The organism is Streptomyces thermovulgaris (assembly GCF_002155915.1).
Lineage (GTDB): Bacteria > Actinomycetota > Actinomycetes > Streptomycetales > Streptomycetaceae > Streptomyces > Streptomyces thermovulgaris.
In genome coordinates, this window is sequence record NZ_MUME01000267.1 from 1 (window position 1) to 16,348 (window position 16,348).

Annotated in this window: 19 protein-coding genes; 4 read left to right on the forward strand and 15 right to left on the reverse strand. The window is 71.0% G+C overall.

The features are described from left to right. Positions 1-181, forward strand: a 181-nt coding sequence (locus CCN35_RS20170) for a cold-shock protein (RefSeq protein WP_107501071.1), incomplete at its 5' end; no start/stop codon positions are given. A 360-nt stretch (positions 182-541) separates the two neighbouring features. Here the strand turns inward: CCN35_RS20170 and CCN35_RS20175 are convergent. The 8 genes from CCN35_RS20175 to CCN35_RS20210 form a co-directional block, all read right to left on the reverse strand. Continuing rightward, positions 542-1,222, reverse strand: a complete 681-nt coding sequence (locus CCN35_RS20175; RefSeq protein ID WP_067395331.1) for a TetR/AcrR family transcriptional regulator — start codon at positions 1,220-1,222, stop codon at positions 542-544. A gap of 71 nt (positions 1,223-1,293) precedes the next feature. Further along, entirely contained in the window at positions 1,294-1,593 is a 300-nt protein-coding gene (locus tag CCN35_RS20180; RefSeq protein ID WP_067395466.1) for a DUF4229 domain-containing protein, read from the reverse strand. A gap of 96 nt (positions 1,594-1,689) precedes the next feature. Next, positions 1,690-2,214, reverse strand: coding sequence for a GNAT family N-acetyltransferase (locus CCN35_RS20185; protein WP_067395328.1), 525 nt, complete (start codon positions 2,212-2,214; stop codon positions 1,690-1,692). A gap of 105 nt (positions 2,215-2,319) precedes the next feature. Beyond that, positions 2,320-2,988, reverse strand: coding sequence for a UdgX family uracil-DNA binding protein (locus tag CCN35_RS20190; protein WP_086793814.1), 669 nt, complete (start codon positions 2,986-2,988; stop codon positions 2,320-2,322). Between the two features lie 90 nt (positions 2,989-3,078). Further along, positions 3,079-4,242: an aminofutalosine synthase MqnE gene (gene mqnE / locus CCN35_RS20195; RefSeq protein ID WP_067395463.1), complete on the reverse strand. Its 1,164-nt coding sequence runs from the start codon at positions 4,240-4,242 to the stop codon at positions 3,079-3,081. 84 nt (positions 4,243-4,326) lie between these two features. Beyond that, complete coding sequence (locus CCN35_RS20200; protein WP_067395323.1) at positions 4,327-4,782, reverse strand: Lrp/AsnC family transcriptional regulator; 456 nt, start codon at positions 4,780-4,782, stop codon at positions 4,327-4,329. 105 nt (positions 4,783-4,887) lie between these two features. Next, positions 4,888-5,562, reverse strand: a complete 675-nt coding sequence (locus tag CCN35_RS20205) for a UbiX family flavin prenyltransferase (RefSeq protein WP_079129751.1) — start codon at positions 5,560-5,562, stop codon at positions 4,888-4,890. A 725-nt stretch (positions 5,563-6,287) separates the two neighbouring features. Next, on the reverse strand, positions 6,288-6,872 hold the full coding sequence (locus CCN35_RS20210; protein WP_067395316.1) for an HD domain-containing protein: 585 nt from the start codon (positions 6,870-6,872) through the stop codon (positions 6,288-6,290). A gap of 142 nt (positions 6,873-7,014) precedes the next feature. On the opposite strand from CCN35_RS20210, the gene CCN35_RS20215 reads away from it, so the two are divergent. Continuing rightward, positions 7,015-8,265 carry a helix-turn-helix transcriptional regulator gene (locus CCN35_RS20215; protein ID WP_067395313.1) on the forward strand — a complete coding sequence of 417 codons (1,251 nt, stop codon included), beginning with the start codon at positions 7,015-7,017 and terminating at the stop codon, positions 8,263-8,265. 363 nt (positions 8,266-8,628) lie between these two features. Here the strand turns inward: CCN35_RS20215 and CCN35_RS20225 are convergent, their stop codons facing one another. Next, the gene (locus tag CCN35_RS20225; protein ID WP_086793816.1) at positions 8,629-9,657 is read right to left on the reverse strand and encodes an EamA family transporter; all 1,029 of its coding nucleotides are present in this window, start codon (positions 9,655-9,657) and stop codon (positions 8,629-8,631) included. A 78-nt stretch (positions 9,658-9,735) separates the two neighbouring features. On the opposite strand from CCN35_RS20225, the gene CCN35_RS20230 reads away from it, so the two are divergent. After that, the gene (locus CCN35_RS20230) at positions 9,736-10,641 is read left to right on the forward strand and encodes a LysR family transcriptional regulator (RefSeq protein ID WP_067395460.1); all 906 of its coding nucleotides are present in this window, start codon (positions 9,736-9,738) and stop codon (positions 10,639-10,641) included. A 39-nt stretch (positions 10,642-10,680) separates the two neighbouring features. Here the strand turns inward: CCN35_RS20230 and mqnP are convergent, their stop codons facing one another. From mqnP to CCN35_RS20245, 3 genes are all read right to left on the reverse strand, one after another. Then, positions 10,681-11,589, reverse strand: a complete 909-nt coding sequence (gene mqnP / locus CCN35_RS20235; RefSeq protein WP_067395307.1) for a menaquinone biosynthesis prenyltransferase MqnP — start codon at positions 11,587-11,589, stop codon at positions 10,681-10,683. Continuing rightward, complete coding sequence (locus tag CCN35_RS20240) at positions 11,586-13,043, reverse strand: menaquinone biosynthesis decarboxylase (RefSeq protein WP_067395457.1); 1,458 nt, start codon at positions 13,041-13,043, stop codon at positions 11,586-11,588. Before CCN35_RS20240 ends, mqnP begins: the two co-directional genes overlap by 4 nt. Positions 13,044-13,107: 64 nt before the next feature. Next, positions 13,108-13,497, reverse strand: a complete 390-nt coding sequence (locus CCN35_RS20245) for a hypothetical protein (RefSeq protein WP_086793818.1) — start codon at positions 13,495-13,497, stop codon at positions 13,108-13,110. A gap of 118 nt (positions 13,498-13,615) precedes the next feature. Between CCN35_RS20245 and CCN35_RS20250 the strand changes: the two genes are divergently transcribed. Beyond that, the gene (locus CCN35_RS20250) at positions 13,616-14,005 is read left to right on the forward strand and encodes a PLD nuclease N-terminal domain-containing protein (RefSeq protein WP_067395301.1); all 390 of its coding nucleotides are present in this window, start codon (positions 13,616-13,618) and stop codon (positions 14,003-14,005) included. Positions 14,006-14,049: 44 nt separating this feature from the next. On the opposite strand, the gene CCN35_RS20255 is transcribed toward CCN35_RS20250, so the two are convergent. The 3 genes from CCN35_RS20255 to ccsB all read right to left on the reverse strand — a co-directional run. Further along, positions 14,050-14,817, reverse strand: coding sequence for a CDP-alcohol phosphatidyltransferase family protein (locus CCN35_RS20255; RefSeq protein ID WP_067395298.1), 768 nt, complete (start codon positions 14,815-14,817; stop codon positions 14,050-14,052). 169 nt (positions 14,818-14,986) lie between these two features. Beyond that, positions 14,987-15,421 (reverse strand): SRPBCC domain-containing protein, encoded by a 435-nt coding sequence (locus CCN35_RS20260; protein WP_067395295.1) that lies wholly within the window; start codon positions 15,419-15,421, stop codon positions 14,987-14,989. Positions 15,422-15,470: 49 nt separating this feature from the next. Then, positions 15,471-16,348, reverse strand: an 878-nt coding sequence (gene ccsB, locus CCN35_RS20265) for a c-type cytochrome biogenesis protein CcsB (protein WP_086793820.1), incomplete at its 5' end; no start/stop codon positions are given.

Below are 16,348 nucleotides of genomic sequence, written 5' to 3' on the forward strand. Positions count from 1 at the left end.
GTTCAACGCCGAAAAGGGCTTTGGCTTCATCGCCCAGGAAGGCGGCGGGCCCGACGTTTTCGTCCACTACTCCGCGATCAACGCGACCGGTTTCCGCTCCCTCGAAGAGAACCAGCAGGTGAGCTTCGACGTCACTCAGGGCCCGAAGGGTCCTCAGGCGGAGAACGTCACCGCGCTCTGAGAAGCAGTACCCAAGGAGCCCTGCACCGTCCGGCGACGGGGCTCCTGCCCTTTCCCCCGGGCCTGTCCGTCTCCCGGCAGCCCCGGGGGATGCCCGCCGGGATCCGCCCCGGCGCTCCCCGCCCGGCCGACACGGGTTCAAGGACGCGCCCGGACACGGCGGAACCGGCTTCCGACACCGGCACCGGCCTCCCGCCGGTGCCGGTTTTCCGGCTTCCTTCGGACCATCTGCCGGTCCTTCTGTCAGCCCTTCGCCGCCCCTTCGGCCGGCTCTCCTGCGGCCGGCGACAGGCCACGGCACCTCCCCGAGCCCGTCCGGCCCGTCGGCCGACGGCGGTGCGTCCGGCCGTACTCCCGGATCTCAGGCCGCGGGCGGGGACCAGGCCCGGCCCTCCATGAGGTTGCCCAGGCCCGCCCAGGCGAAGTTCATCAGGGTCGTCGCCGCCTGGTGGGCCGTGACACCCGGGGTGGCGTTGGCCCAGGCGGCCAGGGACTCGGCGGCGCCGACCAGGGCCTCGGCGAACCCGGCGGCCTCGTGCTCGGGCAGTGCGGGCTCGTGCCGCTCCCCCGGGCCCGTGTCCCCGCGCGCGCAGAAAACCCCGTCCCGGGCGGCGGCGAGGATCAGCTGGGTGACGAACGCGATGAACTCCGCACGCACCGCGGCGACCTCGTCCGCGAACGGCTCCCCCTGGGTGCGGGCCTGCCGGTGCAGCACCGCCCAGCCCTCCGGGTGCTGCGCGGTGTGCGTGAAGAACGCCCGCAGTCCTTCCCAGAGTTGGCGCTCCGCGGGCATGTCGGGGCGGACCTGGGACCGTACGGCCTCGGTCAGCGCCGTGGCCTCGCGGCGGATGCAGGCGCTGAAGAGGTCCTCCTTGGAGTTCAGGTACAGGTAGACCAACGGCTTGGAGACGCCCGCCCGTTCCGCTATCTCGTCCATCGACGCGGCCATGTAGCCGCGCTGCCCGAAGAGCTGTACGGCGGCGTCGAGCATCTGCTGCTCACGGACCGCCCTCGGCTTCCGCTTGGTCCTCACGGCACCCATGGGGCAAGCCTACGGTCGCGGCAGGAACCCCGGGCCCGCCGGACGGACCGGCCGGAGCCGGACCGATGGGATCAGGACGCCTGGCCCCGCGCCCGCGCCTGGTCGTCGGCCTCGTCCTCCTGACTGGCGCTGGCCCGGAAATTCGCCTTCATCCGCTCCACCCGCTCGGCGATCTGGATCGACGCCCGGTCCCGCTCCTTGCGCAGCACGACAAAGCTGATCGGAGCCGAGAACACCAGGGCGAGCAGAATGATCCACAGGCCGTTGGAGTCGCCGAGGCCACGAGGAGCGACACCCGAGTAGACGAGGCCCCAGACGACCACGAGGCAGCCCACGAAGATCCCGAGGCGCATCAGCGTGTAGCGGAGCATCTCCATCCACTCTTCCGTTCCGGACATTTTCACCAGGCAAATCCAGTGAAGCACGCCGGAAACCCGATCGTGAAAGAGGGGTGCCGGAGGGAAGTCTCACATCAGCGGCAGATGCATGATCACATCGTCCCGGTCGTCGCCCGGCGCCACCCGGATGGCCCCGGGCACCCGCCCGACCTCCTTGTAGCCGCAGGAGGCGTAGAAACGCTCCAGGCCCAGCCCGCCGCGGCAGGCGAGCCGGATCGCCTCGATGCCGTCGAGGCTCCGGGCCGCGTTCGCCGCGGTCGCCAGCAGTTCCCGGCCGTAGCCCCGGCCCTGGTGGCGCGGATGCACCATCACCGTGTAGAGCCACAGCCAGTGGGTCATCAGCCGGTGGGTGTTGAAGGTCAGAAAGGCCGTCGCGGCGACCCGCCCCTCCTCGTCGTGACCGACCAGCAGCCGGGAGCGGCCCTCGGCCATCGCCACGAACTGCTTCACCAGCTCGGGCCGTATCTCCTCCCGCGTCACCGGCGGGACGAAGCCGACCGCGCCGCCCGCGTTCGTGACGTCGGTCCACAGATCGAGAATTCCGTCGTACAGAGCGGCGTCGACAGCGGGATCCAGAGTGAATGTAAGGGGCATGGCCCCATCGTATGTATTACACGAACGCCCTTGTCCAGCGAAATAAGAAGGCCCGTCCGGCGAACAGGAGCGGATGAGCAAGCGAACGAGAAGGAGAGCCCCACCCTACGCCAGTGCCCGCGCCGCCACCGTCAGATCGGAGACCAGCCCCCGGTACGCCTTCTCCCGGTCCTTCGCACGCAGCACGGACGAGGGGTGCACGGTCGGGACGAGCCGCTGCGGACGCCCGTGGACCTCCTCCTCCAGCACGGTGCCGCGCACCTCGGTCACCCGGAACGAGGGGCCCAGCAGCGCCTTGCCGGCCGTCGCCCCCAGAAGCACGATCAGCTCGGGCCCGACGAGTGCCGGCTCGGCCGCGAGCCAGGGCGCGCACGCCCTTGTCTCCCGCAGGCCCGGCGCCTTGTGGAGACGGCGTCCGCCGGCCCGGGTGAACTTGAAGTGCTTGACCGCGTTGGTGACATAGGTCTCGTCCGGGTCGACACCGGCTTCCGCCGGCGCCCGGTCCAGCAGCTTTCCGGCCGGTCCGACGAACGGCCTGCCCTGCCGGTCCTCCTGGTCGCCGGGCTGCTCGCCGACGAGCATGATCCGGGCGTCGCCGTTCCCGGCGCCGAACACGGTCCGGGTGGCGTCCCGGTGCAGCGGGCAGCCCCGGCAGCCGGCGGCGGCCTCGCGCAGGGCGGCCAGATCCGCGTGGGCCGGGACGAACGGCTCGGCGGTGTAGGCGTCCTCGGGCGCCCGGGAACGCCCGGCGGCCTCGGGCTCGGTGGGGGCCATGTCGGGCGGGTACCCGCCCGGTCCTCGTCCTCACCACCCGGCCGGCTCACCTCGCACGGGCCGCACCGCCTCACCCACGGCTGCGGTGACTCACACCCGCATGGGCTGCGGCGTGTCGCGGCGCGCGGGGTCCGGGCCGTCGTACTCCCGGACGACCTCGTACCGCGTGTTGCGCTCCACCGGGCGGAAGCCCGCGTCGCGGATCAGCTCCAGCAGGTCCTCGCGGGTCAGCTTGTCCGGGGTGCCGAAGTTGTCCGCATCGTGCGTGATCCTGTACTCGACGACCGAGCCGTCCATGTCGTCGGCACCGTGCTGGAGGGCGAGCTGCGCGGTCTGCACACCGTGCATCACCCAGAAGACCTTGACGTGCGGGACGTTGTCGAACAGCAGCCGCGAGACGGCGAAGGTCTTCAGCACCTCGGCGCCCGTCGCCATCGTCGTGCGGGCCTGGAGGCGGTTGCGGACCTTGCCGTCCTTCATGTCCACGAAGTCGTGCTGGTAGCGCAGCGGGATGAAGACCTGGAAACCGCCGGTCTCGTCCTGGAGCTCACGCAGCCGCAGCACGTGGTCCACACGGTGGCGGGGCTCCTCGATGTGGCCGTAGAGCATGGTGCACGGAGTCCTCAGCCCCTTCTCGTGGGCGAGGCGGTGGATCCGGGACCAGTCCTCCCAGTGGGTCCGGTGATCCACGATCTGCTGCCGGACCTCCCAGTCGAAGATCTCCGCGCCGCCGCCGGTGAGGGACTCGAGCCCGGCGTCGATCAGCTCGTCGAGGATCTCGGAGGCGGACAGTCCGGAGATCTTCTCGAAGTGGTGGATCTCCGTGGCCGTGAACGCCTTCAGCGACACATGGGGCAGCGCCTCCTTCAACGCCCGCAGGGCGCGCGGGTAGTAACGCCACGGCAGGGTGGGGTGGAGACCGTTGACGATGTGCAGCTCGGTCAGGTTCTCCGGCTCCATCTCCTTGGCCAGCCTGACGGCCTCCTCGATGCGCATCGTGTACGCGTCCTGCTCGCCCGGCTTGCGCTGGAAGGAGCAGTAGGCGCAGGAGGCGGTGCACACGTTCGTCAGGTTGAGGTGCCGGTTGACGTTGAAGTACGCCACGTCGCCGTTCTTGCGGGTGCGCACCTCGTGGGCGAGTCCGCCGAGCCACGCCAGGTCGTCCGACTCGTACAGCGCGATGCCGTCCTCCCGGGTCAGCCGCTCACCGGAGCGGACCTTCTCCTCCAGCTCGCGCTTGAGCCCGACGTCCATGCCCATACCGCCCATACCTCTTTCCTCGAAGACTCCGACAACCGTACGCCCCCTGCCCCTTCGGGCAGGGGGCGCCCCGGGTGGTCAGACCTGCTCGGGCAGTTCGCCCACCCGGTTCTCCCACTTGGTGGAGAGCACGATCGTGGTACGGGTCCGGGAGACGCCCTTGGTGCCGGACAGCCGCCGGATGATGCTCTCCAGTCCGTCCACGTCCGGCGCGCGCACCTTGAGCATGAAGGAGTCGTCGCCCGCGATGAACCAGCAGTCCTCGATCTCGGGAAGCTCGCTCAGCCGCTGCGCCACGTCCTCGTGGTCGGCGGCGTCGGAGAGCGAGATGCCGATCAGGGCGGTGACGCCGAGACCGAGCTTGGCGGAGTTCACCGTCGCGCGATAGCCGGTGATGACACCGGCCGTCTCCAGCCGGTTGATGCGGTCGGTGACACTCGGTCCCGACAGGCCGACGAGCCGCCCCAGCTCCGCGTACGAGGCCCGGCCGTTCTCCCTCAGGGCCTGAATGAGCTGCCTGTCCACCGCGTCCATGCGATTGAAGCCTTCCACTGAAGAGATCCGGTGAGGGATCCCGAGAAGTTCTGGAGTGTGTCGAGTGGTCCTGGTACCACCGGTACTGCTCGTGCTGTCTGTCGTTCACAAGGGCCGGGAACCACCGCCCAGTTCACCCTCCCAACGGCGGTAGAGACGGTGGGGCACGCCCACGGCGTCGAGGGTCCGGCCGGCCACGAAGTCCACCAGGTGCTGGATGTGCGTGGCCCCGGCGTAGAAGGCGGGCGAGGCGGGCAGGACGGTGGCGCCCGCGTCGTCCAGGGTCACCAGGTGCCGCAGCGTCTGGCCGTGCAGCGGGGTCTCCCGCACGACCACGACCAACGGTCTGCCCTCCTTGAGGGTCACGCTCGCCGCCCGCTGCAGCAGGTCCTTCGACAGCCCGAGGGCGACTCCTGCCACACAGGCCGTCGAGGCGGGCACGATCAGCATGCCCTTCGCCGGGTACGACCCGGAGGACGGCCCGGCCGCCAGGTCACCGGCGCTCCAGTACCGCACCCCCGTGACGTCCACCTCGAACGCATCGGGTTTGCCGTCGGCCCCCAGGGACAGCCACTGCCGCAGGTCGTCCTGCCAGTGCGCGTCCCGGAAGGAGATCCCTGTCTCGTCGAGCAGGGTGAGCCGCGAGGCCCGGCTGACCACCAGGTCGACGGCCTGCCCGGCCTCGAGCAATGCCCGCAGCACAGCGGCCGCATACGGAGTGCCGGAAGCCCCGGACACCCCCACGATCCAAGGCGTGCGCCGCGTTTCCCCTACGTTCACACGTCGAGCCTACCGGCGAAACGGGTCATACACAGGACCGGCCGGTCACCTTCGGGCCACCGGGAGACGACGACGGGGCTCGCCGGTCCGCCGGACGGCGCGCCGGCGCCGGAGGCGAGCACGTCGCCGCCGCAGCCGCGACAGCCGTCGAGGACAGGATTCCAGGGGCGACGCCCCGCCCCTGGAGCAGCCGGAGACCAGGCAGCGGACGATGCCACGAAAGGCGTACCGGCGAGGTCCGGCCTCGCAGCCGCGCGGACGCCGCCCAGCGGGACGGCCTCGGCGACAAGCTCGGCGCCGGAGATCCACAGGATTCCGAAAAGAACTGCGACAATCCAGGCATTTCCGGAATACCGTGGAAGGGTGCTGGAGCTTCGGCCTGGCATTCCCCGCCGGCGGCAGGTGGCCGCTGTCATCCGCAGCCGTGTCGAGGCCGGCATCGCGAGGGCCACAGCGGCGAAGGTGAATGCGGGGCTGAAGAAGGAAGGACTCGTCTGCACCGAAATCGGCGTGGGTTCCTTCTCCGCCCCCGACGCTCCCGAGATCCTCTGCCGGCCGTTCCGGCGACGGGCACGGCGACTCCCATGGCCAGGGCGGAGTGCGGCCGTCGCGGCCGACGTGGTCTGTACGAACGTTGGCCACTTCCTGCAGTTTCTCACCCGTTGACACACATCACGGCCCCGCCTTCTCTGCTGGGGGCGGGGCCGTTCCGTCCGTGTCCGCAGTCAGCGCAGCTCACCAAGGATGCTGTGCAGCCAGTCCAGCGGATCCATGGCCAGCAGCTGGTCGGCCAGCGCCTTGGCCGTCGCCGTGACGAGCCGGCCGCGGCTGTTGTCGATCCACCGCTGGGCCAGCTCGTAGCCCTGGGACCGGTACTCGATGCCCTGCAGCACGCACTCGAGCTTGTCGGCGTCTCGCGCGCAGATCGCTTCAGGGGACTCGTGGGCCTCGTACTCCGCGATCAGGTCCCGGATGCGATCGGCGAGGACCTTGGGCATGCCTGCCACCCGGTCGGCGGTCACGGCCTGCGGATCGGCCTTGCCGGCGTACTTCTTCGCGATGTGGTTGACGTCGCCGGTGCGGGTCTCCTGCGAGTCGTGCCAGACCGCCAGGAATGCGGCGCGTGCCGGGTCGGCACCCTCCAGCGTGGCGATGACGGATGCGATCAGGGAGGTGCGCCAGGCGTGCTCGGCAACGCTTTCCGGATCGCGTACGCCGGCCATCCACCAGCCGGTGCGCCGGGCTTGCTTCAGCGTGCCTGCCTCGTACAAGAGCCGCGCCACCGGGGCCAGTTCGTCTTCATCGGACACGGATGGACTCCTCTCACGCCTCGGTGAGGCGGAGTGTGTGCCTGATGCCCTCCTGCACGGGGGCGGCGCTGCAGAACTCCCTCACGGAAAGGGTCTCGCCCCATACCCTGGCAGTGCGACCTGTACAGAGAGGGGCGAGACCATGCCGTCTGATGCTGCCCCGGACCCCTACGCCGATCCGCTGAAGTTCGGACAGCGGGTGCAAATCCTGCGTGAACGCCGAGGTATGACGCGTGCACAGCTCGCGGGTTTCATCGACGTTTCACCGCACACCCTCAAGAAGATCGAGAACGGGCAGCAGCAGGCGCCCGGTCTCGAGACGGTGATGCGCATCGCCGAGGCCCTCCGCGTCCGCGACCTTGCCGACCTGACAGGCCATCCCGACATGCACGTCGATCTCTTCGTCGGTCCCGGTCACCCCCGCCTGGCTGCGGTCAGAGCCGCCATCGACAGCTTCCCGCTCGCCTCGGACATCGAGCCGCCACCCGTGGCGCACCTTCAGGCCCGGCTCCATGCCGCCTGGAAGGCCCGCCACCAGGCGCCGAACCACCGCGAGGTCATTGGCCGGCTGCTGCCCGACCTGATCCGCGACGCGCAGGCATTGGTCCGGCATGCCGACAGCGCGGCTGACCGCCGTGCGGCGCAGGCCTTGCTCGCCCAGACCTACAGCCTCAGTCAGTTCTTCCTCGCCTACCAGCCCGACAGCTCCCTGCTGTGGCGCGTTGCCGAGCGCGGCATGATCGCCGCGCAGGAGTCCGAAGACCCGCATCGGGTCGGGGTGGCCGCCTGGCTGCTCGCACAGGCACACCGCGACTCGGGACCACGGCACTTCGATGCCGCCGACGCGGTGGCTCTGGAGGCATGCCGGTTCCTCGAGCCGCTGCTGCCGGACGCCCCCGATGACGTGCTCGCCATCGCGGGGGCGCTGGAGTTCGAGCTGGGCTACACGGCGGCCCGCCGCAGGGAGACGGGTACGGCGTGGCGGCACTGGGACAAGGCGAACGACATGGCTGCCCGGCTGCCGGCCGACTACTACCACCCGGTGACGTCGTTCTCACGGGCCATCATGGGCGCGCACGCGGTGACGGTGGCGGTGGAGCTGCACCAGGGCGGAGAGTCGGTGCGGCAGGCCGCCCGCGCCGACGAGGTGGCAATCCCCTCGCGACCCCGGCGGGCGCGGCACCGCATCGAGGAGGCCCGCGGGTATCAGCTCGACGGGCAGCCGGATGTGGCGATCGCGACGCTGGAGAAGGCACACCGGACGGCGCCGGAGACGATCCGGTACAACGGGTACGCGCGGCGGATCCTCCTGGAGGAGACCGAGTCGAAGCAGGCGGCTCGTCGGCGTCGGGCGTCGAAGCTGGCGGTGGAGATCGGCTTGCTGTCTGCGTAGGGCTGGGGACCGGATTCCGGTCCTCGGTTCACTGTGCGTACTCCCACGGTCACAGATGCGAGGCGGATCACTGTGACCGTGGAGGAAAGAGGATGATCTCCGACGGCAGCCAGCAGGCCGTGCGCCCCGTCGAATGTGAGTCCCAGCCCGGGGTGTTAGTACATCCGGCTGCCGATCGCCGGTTGGCGGTCGGGCACTGGCTGCTGGCGGCGTGTCCGGACGAGCACCGCGGCTACGCTCGTGCGGAGTGGGAGCAGCAGGGGGTGGCATTGCTGCCCTTGGGCACGCTGTTCTCAGCCATGCGGATTCCCGCACGCCTGGTGCACGCCGTGGCCGGGCGCACCCGCCCGGAGCATGTCCTGCTCACACCCGCTCTCCGCTCCCCTGCTCTTCACGCACCCGCTCTCCTCGTGTGCGCTCTTCCGCCGCGGGCCGCTCGCGGGTGCTGCGGCCGGGCAGGGGCGGGGAGTTGAACTGGGCGGCGAGCAGGGCGGCGAGGGCGAGGACGAAACCGAGGGTCTGCGTCAGGGTCAGCGACTCGTCCAGTGCGACGCCGACGAGGGCCGCCACCAGCGGCGACAGCAGCACCAGCGGTGCGGACGCACCGACCGGCAGCCGTCCGACCCCGCGGAACCACACCGTGTACGCGATCAGCCCGCCCATGCCGCCGAGCCACAGATAACCGCCGACGGCTCCGGCGTCGATCCGCTGCGGCACCCCTTCGAACGCGAGGGTGAGCGGAAGCAGCAGCAGGCCGCCGACGGTCAGTTGCCAGCCGGCCAGGGCCAGGGGGCCGACTCCCTCGGGGCGGCCCCAGCGCTTGGTGAGGACGACCCCGCCGGCCATGACGGCCGTACCGCCGAGGCCGGCGAGCACCCCGACGGCGTCCAGCCGGGCCCCCGGCCCGAGCACGACGAGTCCGACGCCGACCACGCCGGCCACGCCCCAGGCCAGGCGCCACAGGCGCGGCCGTTCGTGGAGCACCACGACGGCCAGGGCGGCGACGATCAGCGGCTGTGCGGCGCCGAGGGTGGCGGCGACACCGCCGGGGAGCCGTTCGGCCGCCAGGAACAGCAGGGGGAAGAAGAGGCCTATGTTGAGCGTGCCGAGGACGGCGGCCTTCCACCACCAGTCCTCTCGCGGGAGCACGCGGGTGACCGCCAGCGCGAGCAGTCCGGCGGGCAGGGCGCGCATCAGCCCGGCGAACAGCGGATGCCCGGGCGGTAACAGCTCCGTGGTCACGGCGTAGGTGGTGCCCCAGGACACGGGGGCGAGCGCGGTCACCAGGACGGTCGCCGCCTGCCGCGAGGACGGGGCGCGCGAGGAGGCCGGCGGCTGTCCGGTCGAAGAGGCCGATGACGCCGAGGACGTCGAGGAGGTCGAGGAACTCATGCGGAAAGTCTCGGCAGCACCCTGCCATGAACGCAAAGCATGTTTGTCATGGCAGCCATGAAGCAGAACCATGGCCGCATGGACCTCCAGCAGATGCGCTATGCCGTCACCCTCGCCGAGACCCGCAACTTCACCCGTGCCGCGGAGCGCTGCTCCGTGGTGCAGTCGTCCCTCAGTCACCGGATCGCCGGCCTGGAACGGGAACTGGGGGTCAAGCTGTTCGCCCGCTCCAGCCGCCGTGTCGAGCTGACCAGCGCCGGAGAGGCGTTCCTCGTGAGGGCGCGCGAGTGCCTGGCCGCGGCCGACCGCGCGGTCGCCGACGCCGCCGCGGCGGCCGGAGCGGTGCGCGGCCGGCTCGCCGTCGGCGTGATCGTGACCACGGCCGCCGTCGACGTGCCCGAACTGCTGCAGCGGTACCGCGCCCGGCACCCGGACGTCCACGTCCTCCTCCGTTCCGGGCACAGCGACGCCCTGGCGGCGGCGGTCCGCGGCGGAAAGCTGGACATCGCCTTTCTCGGCCTGCCGGTGGGCGAGGAGCCGTCCGGGGTGGAGAGCATCGCCCTCGATCACGACGAGCACGTCCTGGTGGTGCCGGCCGGGCACCGGCTCGCGGGTGCCTCCCGGGTCGCGCTGCGGGACATCGCCGGGGAGACGTTCGTGGACTTCGCGAGCGGAACGCCCGGCCGGGCCCAGTCCGACCGGGCGTTCGCCGCCGCCGGTCTGACCCGTGACGTCGCGTACGAGGCCGGTGCCGTCGAGCTGTTCACCCAGCTGATCGCGCGCGGGCTCGGCGTCGCGCTGCTGCCGTCGGCCTTCATCCGGCCGCGGGCCGCCGGCGATCCCGGACTGGCGCTGGTCCCGGTGGCCGACGGGCCGCGCCGCACCGAGTATCTGGTGTGGAGCCGGTTCAACCCCAGCCCGGCCACCCGGGCGATGCTCGCCGTCCTCGGCGTCCCCGGGGCCACGGCACAGGCACAGGCGTAGCTCCGCCGGTGCGCCGGTGCTCCGGCCCGCTCTGCGCCGTCAGCTCCACACCGTCAGCCCGCGCACCAGCAGATCCAGCAGGGCGCAGACGAACAGCGCGATGCCGATGAAGCCGTTGACGCTGAAGAACGCCCGGTTGAGGCGGGACAGGTCGTGCGGGCGGACGATGGTGTGCTCGTAGACGAACGCGCCCGCGACGATGAGCAGACCCAGCCAGAAGAAGGCGCCGGCGCCGGTGACGAGGGCGTACCAGACGAACAGGGCCGTGGTGACCACGTGGCAGGCCCGGGCCGACCGGATGGCGGCCGGTATGCCGAAGCGGGCCGGGACCGACTTGACGCCGATCGCGCGGTCGGCCTCCACGTCCTGGCAGGCGTAGATGAGGTCGAAGCCGCCGATCCAGATGCCGACGGCCAGGCCCAGGATCACCGCCTCCCAGGACCAGGCGCCGGTGATCGCCAGCCAGCCGCCGACCGGGCCCATCGCCTGGGCCAGCCCCAGGATGGCCTGCGGGAAGTTCGTGAACCGCTTGCCGTAGGGGTAGACCACCATCGGGACCACCGCGACGGGGGCGAGGGCCAGGCAGAGCGGGTTGAGCAGGGCCGCCGAGGCCAGGAAGAACGCCAGGGCGATCAGGGCGCCGATCCATGCGTGGCGCACGGACACCGCGCCCGTGACCAGCTCGCGGTGCGCGGTCCTGGGGTTGCGGGCGTCGATCTCCCGGTCGATGATCCGGTTGACCGCCATGGCGAAGGTGCGCAGGCCCACCATGCAGACCGTGACCAGCAGCAGCTTGCCCCAGTGGATGGTCCTGTCCCACTCGTACATCGCCGTCAGGGAGGCGATGTAGGCGAAGGGCAGCGCGAAGATCGAGTGCTCGATCATCACCAGGCGCAGAAAGGCCCTGGTGCGCCCTGGTTGCGGCAGTGCGGCGGACGCCGACGTCACAGGCCGTACTCCTTCCAGCGGCGGTCGACCTTGGCCGCCGTCTCGGGGTCGGACAGCACCATCTCCGGCCATCCTCCGTCGCGGGTGTAGCCCTCCTCGGGCAGCTTCCTGGTCGCGTCGATGCCCGCCTTGCCGCCCCAGAACTGCTGGTAGGAGGCGTGGTCGAGGTGGTCGACGGGGCCTTCGACGACCGTGAGGTCACGGGAGTAGTCCGTGTTGCCCAGGGCCCGCCAGGCGACCTCGTGCAGGTCGTGCACGTCGCAGTCCGCGTCGACGACCACGATCAGCTTGGTCAGCGACATCATGTGCGCCCCCCAGATGGCGTGCATCACCTTCTGGGCGTGCTTGGGGTACTTCTTGTCGATCGAGACGATCGCGCAGTTGTGGAAGCCGCCGGCCTCGGGCAGGTGGTAGTCCACGATGTCCGGGACGATGATCTTCAGCAGGGGGAGGAAGAAGCGCTCCGTGGCCCGGCCGAGCGGCCCGTCCTCCGTCGGGGGGCGGCCGACGACGATCGACTGCAGCAGGGGCCGTCTGCGCATCGTCACGCAGTCGATGGTCAGCGCCGGGAAGAGTTCCTGCGGGGTGTAGAAGCCGGTGTGGTCGCCGAAGGGGCCCTCGGGCAGCATCTCCCCCGGCTTCAGCCAGCCCTCCAGGACCACCTCGGCGTTCGCCGGGACCTGCAGCGGCACGGTCTTGCAGTCGACCATCTCGATCCGCTTGCCCGCGATGAACCCGGCGAACAGGTACTCGTCGATGTCGCCGGGCAGAGGGGCGGTCGCGGCGTAGGTCACCGCCGGGGGGCAGCCGAAGGCGATGGCCACCGGCAGGCGCTCGCCGCGCCGGGCCGCCACCTGGTAGTGGTTGCGGCTGTCCTTGTGGATCTGCCAGTGCATGCCGATGGTGCGTCTGTCGTGGCGCTGCAGGCGGTACAGGCCCAGATTGCGGATGCCGGTCTCCGGGTCCTTGGTGTGGGTGAGCCCCAGGTTGAAGAAGGAGCCGCCGTCCTTGGGCCAGGTGAACAGCGCCGGCAGCCGGTCGAGGTCGACCTCGTCGCCGCGCAGGACGACCTCGTGCACGGGGGCGTTCTCCGACTTCACCTTCTTCGGCGGCACGTGCGACATCGCTCCGAGCTTGCCGAAGGCCTCGCGCACGCCCATGAAGCCCTGCGGCAGCTCGGGCCGCAGCAGCCCGGCGATCTTGTCGCTGATCTCGTCGTAGGACTTCAGGCCGAGGGCCTTCAGCAGGCGCCGGTCGGTGCCGTAGACGTTCATGGCCAGCGGCATCGCCGAGCCCTTCACGTTCTCGAAGAGCAGGGCGGGGCCGCCCGACTTCTGCACCCGGTCGACGATCTCCCCCACTTCCAGATACGGGTCGACCTCGACCTTGACGCGCTTGAGGTCCCCCTCGCGCTCCAGCGCCCTGAGCAGGGAGCGAAGATCGTCGTAAGCCATGGGATCCAGTATCTCCGAGGCGCCGGCGTCCCCCGCGACCACCCCGCGCCCCGGCCGCCGCGGATCAGTCCCGGCCGGCCCGCTCCAGGTCGTCCTGGTGCAGGCGCAGCCGGGTGGTCGTCGTGCCCGTGGCGAACAGGACGCCGCCCACGGTGGCGAGGGGGGTGGCCAGCACCAGGGCGGCCACCGGCCGCGGCCAGTCGCGCTCGGCCGCGCAGTGTGCCGCGCTGTGGCGGGCCTCGGAGCCGGAGCCGTGGTAGACGCCGTAACGCTTCTGGACGACCGGCGCAGCGCAGTCGATCGTCGGGTGGTGGCCGTCGGAGTCGTACGGCGTGAACATCTGCCAGGCCGCGTAGCACCACAGGAGCGCGGCGACGCCGAGGAACGCGATTCCCCAGTGGGTGAGCCGCTCGGCGCGGGTGCGGAAGTTCTGTTCGACGGCTGCCGGATGCACAGGTCCCTCCCCTGGTCGGTCGACCACGGACCCGATTGTCGGCACCGGCTACCCTGGCCCTGTCACCGGGGCCCTCGTCGCCAAGCCCCGCCGTCGTCGTCCAGGGGGAGTTCTCGACATGCTCAGGGTGCTGTTGTACCTCGTGCCGCTGGTACTGGTGATCTTCGCCTTCATCGACTGCCTGAACACCCCCGAGGACGAGGTCAAGCACCTGCCCAAGATCGCCTGGATCTTCATCATCCTGCTCTTCTGGATCGTCGGCCCGATCGTCTGGCTGATCGCGGGCAAGAACCGGGCCGCCCTGGCGTACGGCGGCGCGCCCTCGGGCCTGCAGCGCGGCCGGACCCGGTACGTCGCCCCGGACGACAACCCCGAGTTCCTGAAGTCCCTCGACGAGGAGAACAGGAAGAAGGACGAGCAGCTCCTGAGGAAGTGGGAGGCCGATCTGCGCCGCCGCGAGGAGGAGCTGCGCCGCAAGGAGCGCGGCGAGGAGCCGAAGGACGGCTGAACCTCCCGCGCCCCCCGCGTGCCTCGCGCCGTCCCCCGCGCCCCTCAGCGCAGCCGGGACGACGACAGGATCGACAGCAGATGGGCCGGGACCATCACCCAGGTGATGGCCGCAAGGGCGATCAGGGCCCAGCGGGTGACCTCGACCCCGCCGGTGACCGTGTCGCCGATCGCGGCGACGAGCAGGAACAGCGACGCCTCGATGCCGTTGGTCAGGCGGTGCACCTTGAAGGCGGCGGCCAGCCGGCGGACCGTGGCCACGCCCTGGGAGCGCGGCCGGGTCGACTCGTCGTCGGCGACGGCCAGTCCGCGCCGGGCCCGGGCCACGTCCACCAGGTCGGTGGAGGCCTTCAGCAGCACCACCCCGAGGGCGGTGGCAAGGCCCAGCGCCACCCAGCCGCCGAAGCCGGAGCGGGCGGCGTGGAAGCCGGCGCCCGTCATCAGCGCGGCGTCCGCGAGATAGGCGCCGAGCCGGTCGACGTAGATGCCGGTCGCGCTGTTCTGGCCCTTCCAGCGGGCGACCTCGCCGTCCACGCAGTCGAAGAGCAGGAAGAGCTGCATCAGCACGGCGGCCAGCACGGCACCGGTCAGCCCCGGGATCAGCAGCGCGGCCCCGGAGGCGATCCCGCACACCACCATGGTCCAGGTCAGCTGGTCGGGGGTGACGGGCGTGCGCACCAGCTGCCGGGTGAGACGCAGCGAGATCTTCCGCATGTACAGGCGGCCCGCCCAGTGCTCGCCGTTGCGGCTCGCCAGCTTCGCCTGGGGCTGGCAGACCTCCCGCAGCTCCTCCAGGGCCGGAGCAGCACCCATGAGACTCGTTCCTCCCCACCCGGGTCCGACTGCCGCGCATGCGGCGGTGATCGGGCCAGAGTACCGAGTGGGTCCGGTGACGTTACCGGGCGGTCGTGTCACCCGGTGGGCCCGTGGGGCGGGTGCGCGGGCCGGGCGGCGGAACCGCCGCGGGGACGGCCGCGGGATCTCAGCCGGAGGCGTCCGGGTCCGGGGTGCGGGCCCCTCGGGGCTCATTCAGTTCGACCAGGCGTTCGAAGCGGGACCGCCAGCGCCGCTCCGACTCCGCCTCGCCCCGGAACTCGTGGGTGAAACGGAGGGTGGCGCCGTCCTCCCCGTACCGCTCCAGGTGGAAACGGAGCCGGCTGCCGTCCTCCAGGGTGTACTCGACGATCCGGTCCACGTCCCACGCGGTGATCCGCCCGCTGCCGAGCCCGCGCAGGGTCACCGCGCCGCCGAGCCGGGGCTGCAGCTCGTCGGCCTCGGTGAACCACCGCGCGAGTCCCTCCGGTGTGGCCAGCTGGGGCCAGACCTTCTCCATGGGCTGGGAGAGCCGCACCAGGAAGGTGAGGATGTGGGTGCTCCCGCGGGTTCGGCTGGTGCCCTGTTCGATGGGTCCGGTCATGGCACCAGTGTCCCCGAGGGGCCGGTCGGACGCCTGCCTACGAGCGCGGTCAGACGCCCGCGTACGAGTGCTTGCCGCTGACGAAGATGTTGACGCCGTAGTAGTTGAACAGCCAGCACCCGAAGGCGATCAGCGCGATGTAGGCCGCCTTGCGGCCCTTCCAGCCGGCCGTGGAGCGGGCGTGCAGATAGCCGGCGTAGGCCACCCAGGTGATGAAGGACCAGGTCTCCTTGGGGTCCCAGCCCCAGTAGCGGCCCCAGGCGGACTCGGCCCAGATGGCGCCCGCGATGATCGTGAACGTCCACAGCGGGAAGACGGCCGCGTTGACGCGGTAGGCGAACTTGTCCAGGGAGGCCGCGGCGGGCATCCGCTCCAGGACGGAGGTCGCGAAGCGGCCGGGCCTGCCGCCGGAGGCGAGCTTGTTCTCGTAGGAGTCCCTGAACAGGTACAGCAGGGTGCCGACCGCGCCCACGTAGAACACCGCGCCGCAGATGATCGCGGTGGAGACGTGGATGTACAGCCAGTACGACCGCAGGGCCGGGACCAGCTGGGCGCTCTCGGTGTAGAGGACGGTGACCGCGAGACCGAGGTCGAGCAGGACCGTGGTGGTCAGGAACAGGCCGAGCCAGCGCACGTTCTTCCTCAGCGCGAGCAGCAGCAGGTACACGCCGACCGCGACCGCGGAGAAGGTGATGTTGAACTCGTACATGTTGCCCCACGGCGCCCGCTGCACGGAGGCCGCACGGGCGATCACGCCGCACGCCTGGAGGAGGAAGGCGAGCGCGCCGAGGGACACGGCGATCCGGCCGTACAGGTCGCCCTGCTCGTCACCGCCGTGCTGGAGCGGCCCAAGGTCGTCGTACGGTCCTCCGCGGGCACCCGGGACGTGCCCGACGGGCCCGGTGCGCACGGCGGTGACGAGCAGGG